The 13877-nt window shown below is 73.7% G+C and carries 12 protein-coding genes and 1 pseudogene; 7 read left to right on the plus strand and 6 right to left on the minus strand.

What is annotated here, in order from left to right:
• The first annotated feature begins 13 nt into the window (after positions 1-13).
• Positions 14-880, plus strand: a complete 867-nt coding sequence (locus EV684_RS12300; RefSeq protein WP_132647579.1) for an AraC family transcriptional regulator — start codon at positions 14-16, stop codon at positions 878-880.
• A pseudogene (locus EV684_RS12305) lies at positions 813-1616 on the plus strand (alpha/beta hydrolase family protein); the annotation flags it as partial. The gene EV684_RS12300 and the pseudogene EV684_RS12305, both read left to right, overlap by 68 nt.
• A gap of 123 nt (positions 1617-1739) precedes the next feature.
• On the opposite strand, the gene EV684_RS24680 reads toward EV684_RS12305, so the two are convergent.
• Positions 1740-2477, minus strand: coding sequence for a DUF2087 domain-containing protein (locus tag EV684_RS24680; RefSeq protein ID WP_242478450.1), 738 nt, complete (start codon positions 2475-2477; stop codon positions 1740-1742).
• A 411-nt stretch (positions 2478-2888) separates the two neighbouring features.
• Between EV684_RS24680 and EV684_RS12315 the strand changes: the two genes are divergently transcribed.
• The gene (locus EV684_RS12315; RefSeq protein ID WP_132647581.1) at positions 2889-4460 is read left to right on the plus strand and encodes a DEAD/DEAH box helicase; all 1572 of its coding nucleotides are present in this window, start codon (positions 2889-2891) and stop codon (positions 4458-4460) included.
• 71 nt (positions 4461-4531) lie between these two features.
• Here the strand turns inward: EV684_RS12315 and EV684_RS12320 are convergent, their stop codons facing one another.
• The 3 genes from EV684_RS12320 to EV684_RS12330 all read right to left on the minus strand — a co-directional run bounded on the left by EV684_RS12320 (position 4532) and on the right by EV684_RS12330 (position 6887).
• Positions 4532-4873 carry an FKBP-type peptidyl-prolyl cis-trans isomerase gene (locus EV684_RS12320; RefSeq protein WP_132647582.1) on the minus strand — a complete coding sequence of 114 codons (342 nt, stop codon included), beginning with the start codon at positions 4871-4873 and terminating at the stop codon, positions 4532-4534.
• A complete protein-coding gene (gene gluQRS, locus EV684_RS12325; protein ID WP_132647583.1) occupies positions 4870-5763 on the minus strand; it encodes a tRNA glutamyl-Q(34) synthetase GluQRS in 894 nt (297 codons plus the stop codon). The genes EV684_RS12320 and gluQRS overlap by 4 nt, the downstream gene beginning before the upstream one ends.
• 143 nt (positions 5764-5906) lie before the next feature.
• Positions 5907-6887: a LysR family transcriptional regulator gene (locus tag EV684_RS12330; protein ID WP_132647584.1), complete on the minus strand. Its 981-nt coding sequence runs from the start codon at positions 6885-6887 to the stop codon at positions 5907-5909.
• Positions 6888-6962: 75 nt separating this feature from the next.
• Here EV684_RS12330 and EV684_RS12335 point away from each other — a divergent pair, with 75 nt between their 5' ends.
• Positions 6963-7664, plus strand: a complete 702-nt coding sequence (locus EV684_RS12335) for a pirin family protein (protein ID WP_132647585.1) — start codon at positions 6963-6965, stop codon at positions 7662-7664.
• A 48-nt stretch (positions 7665-7712) separates the two neighbouring features.
• A complete protein-coding gene (locus EV684_RS12340; RefSeq protein ID WP_132647586.1) occupies positions 7713-8441 on the plus strand; it encodes a DUF599 domain-containing protein in 729 nt (242 codons plus the stop codon).
• Here EV684_RS12340 and argE read toward each other — a convergent pair.
• A complete protein-coding gene (gene argE / locus EV684_RS12345) occupies positions 8407-9588 on the minus strand; it encodes an acetylornithine deacetylase (RefSeq protein WP_132647587.1) in 1182 nt (393 codons plus the stop codon). The two genes, EV684_RS12340 and argE, sit on opposite strands and share 35 nt — an antisense overlap.
• Positions 9589-9644: 56 nt before the next feature.
• Here argE and EV684_RS12350 point away from each other — a divergent pair, with 56 nt between their 5' ends.
• Both EV684_RS12350 and EV684_RS12355 read left to right on the plus strand, forming a co-directional pair.
• Positions 9645-10580 (plus strand): threonine/serine dehydratase, encoded by a 936-nt coding sequence (locus EV684_RS12350; RefSeq protein ID WP_132647588.1) that lies wholly within the window; start codon positions 9645-9647, stop codon positions 10578-10580.
• 128 nt (positions 10581-10708) lie between these two features.
• Positions 10709-12889: a DUF6351 family protein gene (locus EV684_RS12355; RefSeq protein ID WP_200222306.1), complete on the plus strand. Its 2181-nt coding sequence runs from the start codon at positions 10709-10711 to the stop codon at positions 12887-12889.
• Here EV684_RS12355 and EV684_RS12360 read toward each other — a convergent pair.
• Positions 12858-13814 (minus strand): alpha/beta fold hydrolase, encoded by a 957-nt coding sequence (locus EV684_RS12360; RefSeq protein WP_132647589.1) that lies wholly within the window; start codon positions 13812-13814, stop codon positions 12858-12860. The two genes, EV684_RS12355 and EV684_RS12360, sit on opposite strands and share 32 nt — an antisense overlap.
• Positions 13815-13877 lie beyond the last annotated feature (63 nt).

Below are 13877 nucleotides of genomic sequence, written 5' to 3' on the forward strand. Positions count from 1 at the left end.
TTTCGAGCGCCGCATGCACCGCGTGCTGGCGCACGTGGACGCGCACCTGGCCGGCACGCTGGACCTGGCGACGCTGGCCGCGGTGGCGAACTTCTTGCCGTTCCACTTCCACCGCCTGTTCGCCGCCTGGACCGGCGAGACGCTGGCCGACTACGTGCGCCGGCGGCGTGTCGAGACCGCCGCGGTGCAACTTCTGGCTCAGCCGCGGCTGTCGGTGTTGAACGCGGCGCTGGGCGTCGGCTTCGGCTCGGCCGAAGCCTTCACACGCGCCTTCCGCGCGCGTTTCGGCGCCGCGCCCACGGTCTGGCGTGCGGCGCAGCGCAAGGACGATCAGGCCGATCGCAAGATCGGTCAGGCCGGGCGGGCGGCGCCGGCCGAGGATGACGGCATGAAGAACCTCATGGCTTCCGCCGATGTCCGACTGCTTGAGCTTGCACCCGTGCGCATCGCCTACCTGCGCCACCTTGGAGCCTACGGCGCGCCGCTGCGGCGCTTCTGGGCGCTCAGCGTCGCCCCGTGGTTGGCGCTGCACGGCCGAGAAGGGCGCATCACCTATGGCATCAGCCACGACGACCCTGGCGTCATGCGCGCCGAGGCCTGCCGCTACGACGCCGGCGTGGCGCTGGCCGATGGCGAGACGCCGGGCCGCGAAGAACTCGTCGCCGAGCTGCCCGGCGGCCGCTACGCCGTGCTGCGCTACGACGGCCCGATCGAGCGCATCGGCGACGGCTGGACGCAGCTGCTGCGCGACTGGCTGCCCGGCACCGGCCTGCAGCTCGACGCCCGGCCGTGTTTCGAGCGCTACCCGCCCGATGGCGGCTTCGACGCCGGCAGCGGCCGGTTGTGCTGCGAGATCTGCGTCCCGGTGGCGCCGCTGTAGCGCCGCGCTGGCGCTCGCGCTGGCCACCGTCGGCGCGGCCGCGCCGACGGTCGGCCTGGCCGCCGTGCGCTGGCAGGACCCGGCGCGTGCCGCCTGGGGCACCGACGGCCCGCGCCCGGTCGCGGCATTGCTCTGGTATCCGACGGCCGACGGCGCCACCGAAGAAGACTGGCGGGTGCCGCCCTTCGAGCCGCTGCGTGTGGCCGTCGGCGCCGCGCCGGCGCCGGGGCGCCGGCCGCTGGTGCTGCTGTCGCACGGCACCGGCGGTTCGGCGGCCAGCCTGGGCTGGCTGGCGCACGAGCTGGCCGCCGCGGGTTACCTGGTCGCGGCGCTGAACCATCACGGCAACACCGCGACCGAGCCCGAGACGCGGCTGGAAGGTTTCGTCGCCTGGTGGGAGCGGCCGCTGGACTTGCGGCTGGCCGTCGACCGGCTGCTCGCCGACCCCGTCTGGGGACCGCGCATCGACGTCGGGCGCATCGGCGTCGCCGGCTTCTCGCTGGGCGGGCTGACGGCGCTGGCGAGCGTCGGCGCGCAGCCGCGCTGGGCGGCCTGGCGCGCGGCCTGCGCCGCCGCGCCCGCGACCCCAGGCTGCGCGCTGCCGCCCGAAGCGGCGGCTCGCTGGACCTTGGCCGACGTCGACGCGCTGTGGCGCAGCGAAGGCTTCGCGCCGTCGCTCGCCCGTGCCGACGCCGAGCTGCACGACGCCCGCGTACGTGCGGCTTTCGCCATCGCCCCGGCGATGTCGGCCGCGGTCTCGCTCGCGCCGCTGGCGGTCCCGGTCGAGGTCGTCGTCGGCGAGGCGGACGATCAGGTCGACCTCGCCGACCTGCGCGCCTGGGGAGGCGTGCCGGGCGTCTCAGTCGAGCGGCTGCCCGGCGTCACCCACTACGCCTTCCTGATGGGCTGTGGCCTGCGCGGGCGCCTGTTCTCCGCCACGATCTGCCGCGACCCGGCGGGGCTGGATCGCGCCCGGCTGCACGCCGACACCGCGGTGCGGGCGAGGGCGTTCTTCGACCGCGAGCTCGCGCCGCGGTGATGGGCGCGGCCGGCTGGCGCGCCAGGCCGCCACCAGCGCCTGCGCTTCGGCGTCGGGGCGCGCGGGCAGCTTCCAGTACTCGCTGCAGTCGCTCTTGCGCGCCAGCAGGCGGTGGTTGATGAGTTCGCGGCGCAGCGTGACGTGATCGCCGAAGGCGTTGGCCGCCATCAGGATCGCGTTGACTTCGCGCTCGGTGTAGCGGCGGCGGCCGTCGAACAGCGTCCACAGCACCCACATCGCCAGGCGCTGCACGCTGAACTTGTGCGGCCAGCGCACCAGGCGGCCGCGGCTGTCGAACTGCATCAGCGCCTTGCGCGCGTTGGCCGTCAGCGGCAGCACCGGGCGGTCTTCGGCGGCCAGTGGCGCGGCGGGCAAGGGCATCACGGTGGCGGCGCGCAAGGCCTGCACGTTGCGGTGGCCGGCGGCGCGTGCGATGAGGTTCAGCAGTTCGACGTGGCCGGGTGGTTCGGCCGCGGGGCGGGTCTTCAGTGCCTGCCCGAGCGAACGGGCGAAGGCGGACAGGTCGGGTGCCACGAGGGGCAGGGCTTCACGGGACATCAGGGCTCCTCGCGAGCGTGGCGCCAGCCCCGAGGACGGGGTGCCGGGGGTCGCCGACTTGGCCGGCGGGGCGCAGCTCGCGTGATGAAGCTGTCCTCGTCAGACGGTGAAGGATGGCAGGTTTAGCTCGCGGTGGAGGCCGCGCGGCGACGCCTGGGTGAACTGCCGACCACCGCGCAGTGTAGCGCTCCCCGCGAAAGCCGGAAATCCTCTACAATGCGGGTTCACGGCGTCCGTATGTGGCGCCGTTCGTTCATCCCCTCTGACCTTTCGTCGTGCCGCGCCCTGCGGCCGCATCTCTCGGGTCGGCGGCGATGCCGTCGCCCCCTTGTTGGATGCGACTTCACCCTGGATGGTGAACCCCCTGGCCGCTGGCCCGGGGCGGCCGTCCTGTCTCTCGAAAGACGACGAATGAGTTTCGATACCCTGGGCTTGCCCGAAGCCCTGGCCCGCGCCGTGGCCGACGCCGGTTACACCACCCCGACCGAGGTGCAGTCGCGCGCCATTCCGCCGGCGCTGGCCGGCGCCGACCTGATGGTCTCCAGCAGCACCGGCAGCGGCAAGACCGCGAGTTTCGTGCTGCCCGCGCTGACGCGCATCCTCGCCGCCCGCGGCGATGCCACGCGCCGCGAGAAGGGCGTCGTCAGCGGCCCGCGCATCCTGGTGCTGGCGCCGACGCGCGAGCTGGCGATGCAGGTCGCCAAGGCCACCAACGACTACGGCCGCCACGTCCAGGGCCTGCGCGTGGCCACCATCGTCGGCGGCGTGCCCTACGGCGCGCAGCTGAAGGCGCTGCGCGGCCCGCTCGATGTGCTGATCGCCACCCCCGGCCGGCTGATGGACCACATGGCCAGCGGCCGCGCGGTGCTGGCCAACGTCGAGATGCTGGTGCTCGACGAAGCCGACCGCATGCTCGACATGGGCTTCATCGACGACATCCACCACATCGCCAGCGCCACCCCGGCCGCGCGCCAGACGGTGATGTACAGCGCCACCTTCGCCGGCCACGTCGGCCGCCTGGCCGAGGAGCTGCTGCGCCAGCCGCAGCGCATCGAGATCGCCTCGCACACCGACGTGCACGCCGACATCGAGCAGCGCCTGCACTGGGCCGACAACTTCGCCCACAAGAACGCGTTGCTGGACCACATCCTGACCGAGCGCAGCGTCGAGCAGGCCGTCGTCTTCACCAGCACCCAGCGCGACGCCGACTGGCTCGCCGACCGCCTGGCCGAGATGGGCCACCACGTCGCCTCGCTGCACGGCGGCCACCCGCAGGGCCGGCGCAGCCGCGTGCTGCAGGGTCTGCGTTCGCGCGACCTGAAGATCCTCGTCGCCACCGACGTCGCCGCACGCGGCATCGACGTGCCGACGATCAGCCACGTCATCAACTTCGGCCTGCCGATGAAGGCCGAGGACTATGTGCACCGCATCGGCCGCACCGGCCGCGCCGGTCGCTCGGGCCTGGCGGTGACGCTGGCCGAACGTGGCGACGCCGGCATGATCCACCGCATCCAGCGCTTCACGACGCAGCGCATCCCGTCGGCGACGATCGAGGGCCTGGAGCCCAAGATGCCCGAGCCGATGCGCGAGGCGCGTCCGCCGCGCGCCGGGTTCGGCGGTCGCCCGCAAGGCGGCAAGCCGTTCCACGGCGGTGGCAAGCCTTTCGGCGGCAAGTCGTTCGCCGGCAAGTCCTTCGGCGGCGGCGCCCCGGCGCGTGAACGCGACGGCGAACGCTCCTTCGGCCCGCGTGCCCATCACGACGAAGGCTTCGCGGCCGCGCGTGCGCCGCGTGGCCCGTTCGACGCCCCGGCGCGTTCGTTCGGCGACCGCGCCGAGCGCGGCGCGGCGCCGGGCAAACCTTTCGGCCACGGCGCCGGCAAGCCCTTCGGCAAGCCTTTCGCCAAGCCCGAAGGCAAGTTCGGTGGCAAGCCGGCCGGCAAGTTCGGCCCCAAGCCGGGCCCGCGCCGTCCGCGCGAAGCCTGAACGCGCTCAGCGTCCAGATGACAAAAGGGCCGGCATCCGCCGGCCCTTTTTGTTTGGCGTCTGCCGCCGGCTCAGACGCCGAGCAGTTCCACCTCGAACACCAGCGTCGCGTTCGGCGGGATCACGCCGCCGGCGCCGCGCGCGCCATAACCCATCTCGGGCGGGATCGTCAGCACGCGCGTGCCGCCGACCTTCATGCCGGCCACGCCTTCGTCCCAGCCGCGGATCACGTGGCCGCGGCCCAGCGCGAACGCGAAGGGCTCGCCGCGGTCCTTGCTGGAGTCGAACTTGCGGCCGCGGCCGTCGGCGGCCGCCGGGTCGTGCAGCCAGCCGGTGTAGTGCACCTTGACGTGCTGGCCGGCGGTGGCTTCGGCGCCGCTGCCGGCGACGGTGTCCTCGATCTTCAGGCTCATGTTGTCTTCCTCGGTCGGTCTTCGAAGGCCGCGATGATGCCAGCCCAGGCGGGCACCGCGGCGGCAAGCCAGTCCTGCACGTCCTCGGCGGCCAGCGGCGGCAGGCCGAGCACGGCGCCGGCGGCACGCAGCGCGGCCAGCGGCTCGGCCAGCTCCAGCGGTGCGGCGCCGTTCTGCTTGGACAGCTTGTGGCCGTCATCGCCCAGCACCAGCGGGGTGTGCAGGTAGCGCGGCCGCGGCAGGCCCAGCGCGTGCTGCAGCAGGATCTGGCGCGGCGTGTTGTCGGCCAGGTCCTCGCCGCGCACGACGTCGGTGATGCCTTGCGCGGCGTCGTCGACGACGACCGCGAGCTGGTAGGCCCAGAGGCCGTCGGCACGCTTGAGCACGAAGTCGCCGACCTCGGCGCCGACGTCCTGCACCGCCTCGCCCAGGCGCCGGTCGACCCAGCGCCCGCGGCCGTCGGCGCGCAGCCTCCAGGCACGCGCCGGCCGGCCGTGAAGGCCGCCGCGGCAGCTGCCGGGGTAGACACGTTCGGCAAAACGTTCGTGCACCACGCCGCGCGCGGCCAGCGCCTCGTCGATGTCGCGGCGCGTGCAGGCGCAGGGGTAGGCGCGGCCGGCGGCGACGAGCTGCTGCAGCGCGTCGGCATAGGCCTCGCCACGCTCGGACTGGCGCCAGGGCGGCTCGTCGGGCTCCAGGCCGCAGGCGGCGAGCTGCTGCACGATCAGCCGCTCCGCACCGGGCACGCAGCGCGGCGTGTCGACGTCCTCGATGCGCAGCAGCCAGACACCGCCGTGGGCACGCGCATCCAGCCAACTGGCGAGCGCGGCGACCAGCGAGCCCGCGTGCAGCGGGCCCGTCGGCGACGGGGCGAAGCGGCCGCGGTACACGATCGACTAGTCGATGCGCCGGCCGACCGCCATGGCGGTGCCTGTGCGACGGTGCATCAAGCGGACGCCGTGGCCCGGCTTTGCCGGGTCACTGGCGGCGCCCCCTTGAGGGGGAGCGCCGAAGGCGCTTCGGGGGTGGGCCATCAGTCCAGCGGACCGGCGTGGCGTTCCAGCAGCGCGCGGCGCGTCGTCGGGCTTTCCAGCTGCCCCAGCCACCACTGCAGCGCGCGGCCCAGGCCGAGCGCGCCGCGTTCGGCGCGCCAGGCGTAGTGCAGGCGCGCGGTGTGGCCGCCGCGCTGCGTCTGGCGCGCGACGAGGTGGCCGGCCTCGAGGTGGGCGCGGGCCATCGGCTCGGGCACGAAGCCGCAGCCCAGGCCGCGCAGCAGCGCGTCGAGCTTGGTGCGCATCGTCGACACCGTCAGCACGTCCTGGCCGGGCAGCAGGTTGACGGTGACCGGCGCCATGCGCTGCGCAGTGTCGGCCACCGCGACGGCGCGCTGGTGCACCAGCTCGGCGTCGCTCAGCGGGGCCTCGACCTTGGCCAGCGGGTGGTGCGGCGCGACGACGAAGACGAAGGCCACCTCGCCCAGCGGCCGGATCTCGATGCCGCCCGGGTTGGCGTGTTCACCGGCGATGCCGATCGCCAGGTCGACCTGGCCCGAGACCAGCGCCTCCCAGGTGCCGGCGAGCACGTCGTGGCGCAGCCGCAGCCGCGTCGCCGGGCCGCCGCGCGTGTTCTCCGGGCAGCCGTCGCGCACCTCGCAGAAGGCCTGCACGAGCTCGAACACCGTCGTCATCGACAGGATGTCCTCGACGCTGATCGCCAGCGTCGTCTCCCAGCCGCTGGCGACGCGGCGCACGCGGTTGGCCACCGCGTCGATCTCCTGCAGCAGCCGGCGGCCTTCGTGCAGCAGCTCGGTGCCGGCGGCGGTGAGCTGCGCCTGGCGCGAGCTGCGGTCGAACAGCAGCACGTCCAGCGAGTCCTCGAGCTGGCGCACGCTGTAGGTCAGTGCCGACGGCACCTTGCCCAGCTCGCGCGCCGCGGCGGCAAAACTGCCGGTACGCGCGATCGTGTCCATCATCTGCAGCGCCTCGGGGGTGAGCGCCTGACGTCGTTCGGCCATGGCTTCATCTTATTTGAACGGGACCTTCAAGCACCGTCGCTCCGCCCCCGGGAGCCGGTGCCTACAGTGATCCCCATGATCACGCACCGCAAATCCTCCGACCGCGGCCACGCGGACCACGGCTGGCTCAAGAGCTGGCACAGCTTCTCCTTCGCCGACTACTACGACCCGGCGCACATGGGCGTGGGCAACCTGCGCGTCATCAACGACGACCGCGTCGCCCCCGGCACCGGTTTCGGCACCCACGGCCATCGCGACATGGAGATCGTCAGCTACGTGCTCGAAGGCGAGCTGGCGCACCGCGACAGCCTGGGCGGCGAGGGCGGCGTCATCCGCCCCGGCGAGGTCCAGCGCATGAGCGCCGGCACCGGCGTGCGCCACAGCGAATACAACCACGCCGAGAGCACGACGCACTTCCTGCAGATCTGGCTGCTGCCTCGCGCCACCGGCACCGCCCCGGGTTACGAGCACAAACGTTTCGACGACGCCGACAAACGCGGCCGGCTGCGCCTGGTGGCCTCGCAAGACGGCCGCGAAGGCTCGGTGACGGTGCATGCCGACGCGGCGATCCGCGCCGGGCTGTTCGACGGCGAAGAACGTGCCGAGCTCCAGCTCGACCCGCAGCGCCTGGCCTACGTGCACCTGGCGCGCGGCACGCTGCGCGCCAACGGCGTCGTGCTGGCCGCCGGCGACGCGCTGACGCTGGACGGCGAGACCCGCCTGGTGCTCGACGCCGGCAGCGGCGCCGAGGTGCTGGTTTTCGACCTGGCGCGCTGAACCTCGGCCGCGGCGCGTGTCGCCGCGGCCCGTTACAGTCGGCCGCCGATGGATGTCCTGAACAAACTGCTGCGCGAGATGCCGCCCGCCGACTGGGTGGCGCTCGCGTTCTACTTCGTCGCCTGGATCGGCTACGCGGTCTTCGCGCGCCGCCGGGCGCGCCACCGGCCTTCGGTGCTGGGCGCGACGAACCGCGAACGTGCACGCTGGATGACGCAGATGGCGCGGCGCGACAACCGCATCGTCGACGCCGGCGTCGTGCAGGCGCTGAGTTCCAGCCCCTCGTTCTTCGCCTCGACGACGATCCTGATCATCGGCGGCCTGTTCGCCGTGCTGTCCAGCGCCGAGCGCGTCAGCGACCTGGTGCACGAGATCCCATTCGCGACCCACAGCACGGTGCTGATCTTCGACCTGAAGATCCTGCTGCTGCTGGCGACCTTCGTCTACGCCTTCTTCCGCTGCACCTGGAGCCTGCGCCAGTACGGTTTCGGCGCGATCCTGGTGGGCGCGGCGCCGCTGCCCGACCAGTTCGCCGACGACGCCGAACGCGAGGCCTACGCGCTGCGCGCCGGCCGCGTGATGGGGCTGGCCGCCGAGTCCTTCAACGACGGCCTGCGTGCCTACTACATGAGCTTCGCCGCCTGCGCCTGGTTCCTGTCGCCGTGGGCGATGATCGTCGGCATGCTCTGCGTCGTGACCATCCTGTTCCGGCGCGAGTTCAAGTCCGAGGTGCTGGCCGAGCTCAACAAGCCGCCGCTGGGCCGTCGGGCCGGCTGAGCCCGTCGAGGAAGGCCTCGCAGCGCGCCAGCTGCTCCAGCGTCACGTACTCGTCGGCCTGATGCGCCTGGGCGATCGAGCCCGGGCCGCAGACCACCGTCGAGATGCCGGCGCGCTGGAAGAGGCCGGCCTCGGTGCCGAAGGCGACCAGCGTCGTGCGCCCGTGGCCGGCCAGGCGCCGCGCCAGCCGCACCGCGGGCTCGTCGGCGCCGGCGCTGAAGGCCGGGATGGCGCAGATCGGCTCGAAGGCGAAGCCGCTCGCGGGGGCGATGGCCTGCATCGCCGGCTCCAGCGCCGCCGCCACGGCGCGCACGCGGGCCTGCATCGCCGCGGCGTCCTGGCCGGGCAGCTCGCGGAACTCGTAGTGGAAACGGCAGTCCTCGGCGACGATGTTGTCGGCGATGCCGCCGGTGATCACGCCGACCGAGGCCGTGGCGTGCGGGACGTCGAAACCCTCGTGGAACGGCCCGTCGTGCCGCCAGGTCTCGCCCAGGTCGGCGACCGCCGCCACGACCCGCGCCGCGGCCTCGACCGCGTTGACCGCTCGCGGCGCCAGCGACGAGTGCGCGGCGCGCCCCTTCACGCAGCAGCGCCAGCGGTGCACGCCCTTGTGGGCCAGCGCCGGCAGCATCCCGGTCGGCTCGCCGACGATGCAGGCGGCGGGTGCGATGCCGGCCTCCTGCAGGTCGGCGATCAGGTGGCGCACGCCGAAGCAGCCGACCTCCTCGTCGTAGCTGAAGGCGTAGTGCAGCGGCTGCGGCAGGTCGGCTTCGAGCCAGGCCTTCGTGCGCGCGACGACGAGGCCGATGAAGCCCTTCATGTCGGCGCTGCCGCGGCCCCAGAGGCGGCCGTCGTGCACGCGGGCCGACAGCGGCTCGTCGTGCCAGTCCTGGCCGTCCCAGGGCACGGTGTCGGTGTGGCCCGAGAGCACGATGCCGCCGGCGCGCGGCGCGCCGATCGTCGCGAACAGGTTGGCCTTGCGGCCGCTGTCGTCGTGCGTCAGGCGGATCGGCACGCCCAGCGTGCGCAGATGGTCGGCGACGGTCTCGATCAGCGCCAGGTTGGGGCGTTCGCTGACGGTGTCCAGGCGCACCAGGCGCCGGGCCCATTCGAGGCCTTCTTCGGAGGGGACGGCGGGGGAGGGCATCGGGCCACTGTACCCGCGTGCCGGCGCCGGGCGCGCGCCGCCGCTAGCATCGGCCGATGCAGATCCCGACCCGAGACGATATTGCCGCCGCCGCGGCCCGCATCGCGCCCGACGTGCGCCGCACGCCACTGTGGCGCCTGCCCGGCGCCGCACTGGGCCTGGACTGCGCCGAGGTCTGGCTGAAGCTCGAGCAGCTGCAGCTGTCGGGCAGCTTCAAGGCGCGTGGCATGTTCAACCGCCTGCGTTCGCAGCCGGTGCCCGCAGCCGGCGCGATCGTCGCGTCGGGCGGCAACGCCGGCATCGCGGTGGCCGCCGCGGCGCGTGCGCTGGGCCTGCCCTGCGAGGTCTTCGTGCCCGAGGTCAGCAGCGCCGCCAAACGCGCCGCGCTGGCGGTGCTGGGCGCGCGTGTCGTCGTGCACGGCGCGGCCTACGCCGACGCCTACGCGGCCAGCGTCGAGCGCCAGCGCGAGACCGGCGCGCTGGTCATGCATGCCTACGACCAGCCCGAGGTCGTCGCCGGCGCCGGCACGCTGGCCGCGGAGATCGAAGCCGAGGCCGGCGTGCCCGACCGGCTGCTGGTCTCGGTCGGCGGCGGCGGGCTGGTGGCCGGCATCGCCGCCTGGTTCGAGGGCCGCACGCGCATCGAGGCCCTGGAGCCGGCACGCGCGCCGACGCTGCACGCGGCGCTGGCCGCCGGCGAGCCGGTCGACGTCGAGGTCGGCGGTGTCGCCGCCGATTCGCTGGGCGCGCGCCGCCTCGGCGCCATCGCCTGGCAGGTCGCGTTGCGCCATCCGCTGGTGTCGACGCTGCTCGATGACGAAGCCATCCGCGCCGCCCAGCTTCGCCTGTGGCGCGAGCTGCGCCTGGCGGTCGAGCCGGCGGCCGCACTGCCGCTGGCGGCGCTGTGGTCGGGCGCGGTGAAGCCGGCCGCGCACGAGCGCGTCGCCGTGGTCGTCTGCGGGGCCAACCTGGACCCGGCGACGCTGGGCTGAGCGGCACGCCGCTGGCCCGCGCGCGGGCAAGGCACAGGCCTGTGCACGGCGGGGATTTCGCGCATGGCGCGGCCGCCCGGGCTGCGGGATCTTTGTCCGGCGCTGGAGGGACTGGCGCGGAGACGACGATGGCCAACGAAACGGATTGGAGGCGCAGCCGCGGCTGGCGCGCCGGGTGGCTGGCGTGCTGGCTGCTCGTCTGGCCGGCGTTCGTGCTGGCGGCGACGACGTTCGAGCTCGACGTGCTGTCCGGCCGGGCCGACTCGGTCACCGGCGGCGACGCGCTGCTGCGCGTGCGCCTGCCCGAAGGCGCCGACCCGTCTCGGGTGCGGGTGGCCGTCAACGGGCGCGAGATCGGCCAGGGCTGGGTCACCGACCCGGCGGCGCACACGCTGACCGGGCGGGTCGACGGCCTGGCGCTGGGGCGCAACGTGGTGACGGTGCGTGGCGCGCGCGGCGCGCCGGCGGCCTTCGTGCTCGTCAACCATCCGGCGCAGGGGCCGGTGTTCTCGGGGCCGCGCCAGGAGCCCTTCGTCTGCGAGACGCAGAACTTCCAGCTGCCGGCCGGGCTGGGCACGCTGGGGCCGTCGAGTCCGCCGGACTGCGCCATCGCACGCCGCGTCGACTACCTCTACCGCACGACGGCCGGCGCGCTCGCCGCCTGGCCGGCCGGCACCGCCGCCTACCCGGCCGACCTGGTCTGGACGAAGACGACGCTGGGCCACGATGCGCCGTACATCGTGCGGCTGGAGACCGGCACCGTCGACCGCGCCATCTACCAGATCGCGCTGCTGCACGACCCGATCGCCGAGCCCGGGCCGAGCTGGCGCCAGCCGCCGCAGGCCTGGAACCAGCGGCTGGTCTACACCTTCGGCGGTGGCTGTTTCGGCGGCTGGTACCGCCAGGGCGCGTCGACCGGCGGCGTCACCGACGACTTCCTGCTGCGCAGCGGCTACGCGCTCGCGTCCTCGTCGCTGAACGTCTTCGGCAACAACTGCAACGACCTGCTGGCGGCCGAGGCGATGATGATGGTGAAGGAGCGTTTCATCGAGGCCTACGGCCCGCCGCGCCACACCCAGGGCTTCGGCTGCTCGGGCGGTTCCTACGCCCAGCACCAGATCGCCGACAACTACCCCGGCCTGCTCGACGGCATCCTGCCGGGCTGCAGCTTCCCCGAGGTCGGTTTCGGCACGATCCACTTCATCACCGACGCCTGGCTGCTGGACCACTACTTCAACGAACGCAGCACGCTCGCCTGGAGCGACGAGCAGAAGCGCCGCGTCACCGGCTTCGGCGTCTACGCGACCGCGCCCAACGTCGCCGTCGGCGCGCGCCGCATCGACCCCGACGCCCACTGCGGCGTGCTGCCGCCCGAACTCGCCTACGACCCGGTGGCCAACCCCGGCGGCGCGCGCTGCGACGTCTACGACCACACGGTCAACGTCTACGGCCGCGACCCGGCCACCGGCTTCGCGCGCCGGCCGCTGGACAACGTCGGCATCCAGTACGGGCTGCAGACGCTCAACGACGGCGTCATCTCGGTCGACCAGTTCCTCGACCTCAACGAACGCATCGCCGGCTTCGACGCCGACGCCAACATCCTGCCACCGGGGCAGCGCACGCGCGCCGACCTCGTCGCCACGCGCGCCGCCTACCGCAGCGGCCGGCTGACGAACGGCGGCGGCGGGCTGGCCTCGATCCCGATCATCGACTACCGCGCCTACAACGACGACGTGCCCAACGGCGACATCCACCTGCGCTATCACTCGTTCTCGATGCGCGCGCGGCTGGAGGCGGCCAACGGGCGGGCGGACAACCACGTGATGCTCGTCGAGGACAACCGCTACGGGCTCTACAGCACGCAGAGCCCGCTGCTGCAGCGTTCGGTGCTGGCGCTGGACCGCTGGATCAGCGCCATCCACGACGACGGGCGCGAGCTGCCGGCGATCGACAAGGTCGTGCAGAACAAACCCGCCGACCTGCAGGAAGGCTGCATGACACGCGACGCCGAGCCGAGTTTCATCGCCCAGCAGCAGACGCGCGACCCGGCGACGAGCTGCGCCGCGCTCTATCCGGTGCACTCGTTCCCGCGCGAGCAGGCCGGCGCGGGCATCGCCGCCGACGTCATCAAGTGCCGGCGCAAGGCCCCCGATCGGGCCGACTACGCGGTGGCCTTCAGCGCCGCGCAGTGGCAGCGTCTGCGGGGCATCTTCCGCGGCGGCGTCTGCGACTGGACGCAGCCCGGCGTGCAGCAGCAGGGCCTGGCCGGCACCTGGCTCAGCTTCGATCGAGTCCCAGGAACTCCATGACCGGCGCGGCCGTCTGCGCCGGGTCTTCCTCGTGCGGCACGTGGCCGAGCGCCGGGAAGACGACCAGGCGGCTGCCGGGGATGCGGCGCGCGAAGTCCTCGCCGGCCGACGGCGGGATCAGCCGGTCGCGCCCGCCCCAGAGGATCAGCGTCGGCAGGCGCAGCGTCGAGATTCGATTCGCGTCTTCCCCCGAGCGCGCGATGCGCAGCCGCTCGACCAGCGCGCGGCGGTTGCCTTCGCGCAGCGTCAGCTCGAAGTAGCGGTCGACGAGTTCCGGCGTCACGCGCGACGGGTCGCCGTAGACGCCGGCCACGCCCTGGGCCACCGCGGTGCGCGGCAGCACCCACTCGAAGACACGGCCCAGGCCGGGCACACGCGCGAACTGCCAGGCCAGCGGCGCGGCCTGGGACTTGAAGACGGTGCCGCTGGCGTCGACCAGGATCAGGCGTTCGACGCGCTGCGGCGCCATCGCCGCCAGCCGCCACGCGACCTCGCCACCCAGCGAGTTGCCGCCGACGGCAAAACGCTGAACGCCCAGCTGGTCCAGCAGTTCGAGCACGAAACGCGCGTAGGTCTCGCCGTCGTAGCGCTGGCCGGCGTAGCGCCCGGCCCAGGGGCCGGTGAGGCCGAAGCCCGGCAGGTCCAGCGTGATGACGCGGCGCCGGGCGGCGATCGCATTCACCCAGCCCTCCCAGGTGTGCAGGCTGGCCGAGGTGCCGTGCAGCAGCACCAGCGGCGCGGCGCCGTGGCGCGGGCCCTGGTCGCGCAGGTGCACGAGCTGGCCGCCGAGGTCGACGAAGTCCGACGGCGGCGGCGCCCAGTTGGCGACCAGCGACTCGACGCTGCGGTCGGGCGCACGCGACACCGCCAGCAGCGCCGCCGTTGCCATCAGCAGCAGGCCAAGCACACGGAACAGCAGGCGCATGGGGCGGGGACGCGGGAGCCGGGGTGCGCGGCATTGTAGGCAGCGCCCGGCGGCCGCACGGCC

Origin of the sequence: Rubrivivax gelatinosus, assembly GCF_004340905.1 — a bacterium.
In the GTDB taxonomy this organism is placed as follows: domain Bacteria; phylum Pseudomonadota; class Gammaproteobacteria; order Burkholderiales; family Burkholderiaceae_C; genus Rubrivivax; species Rubrivivax gelatinosus.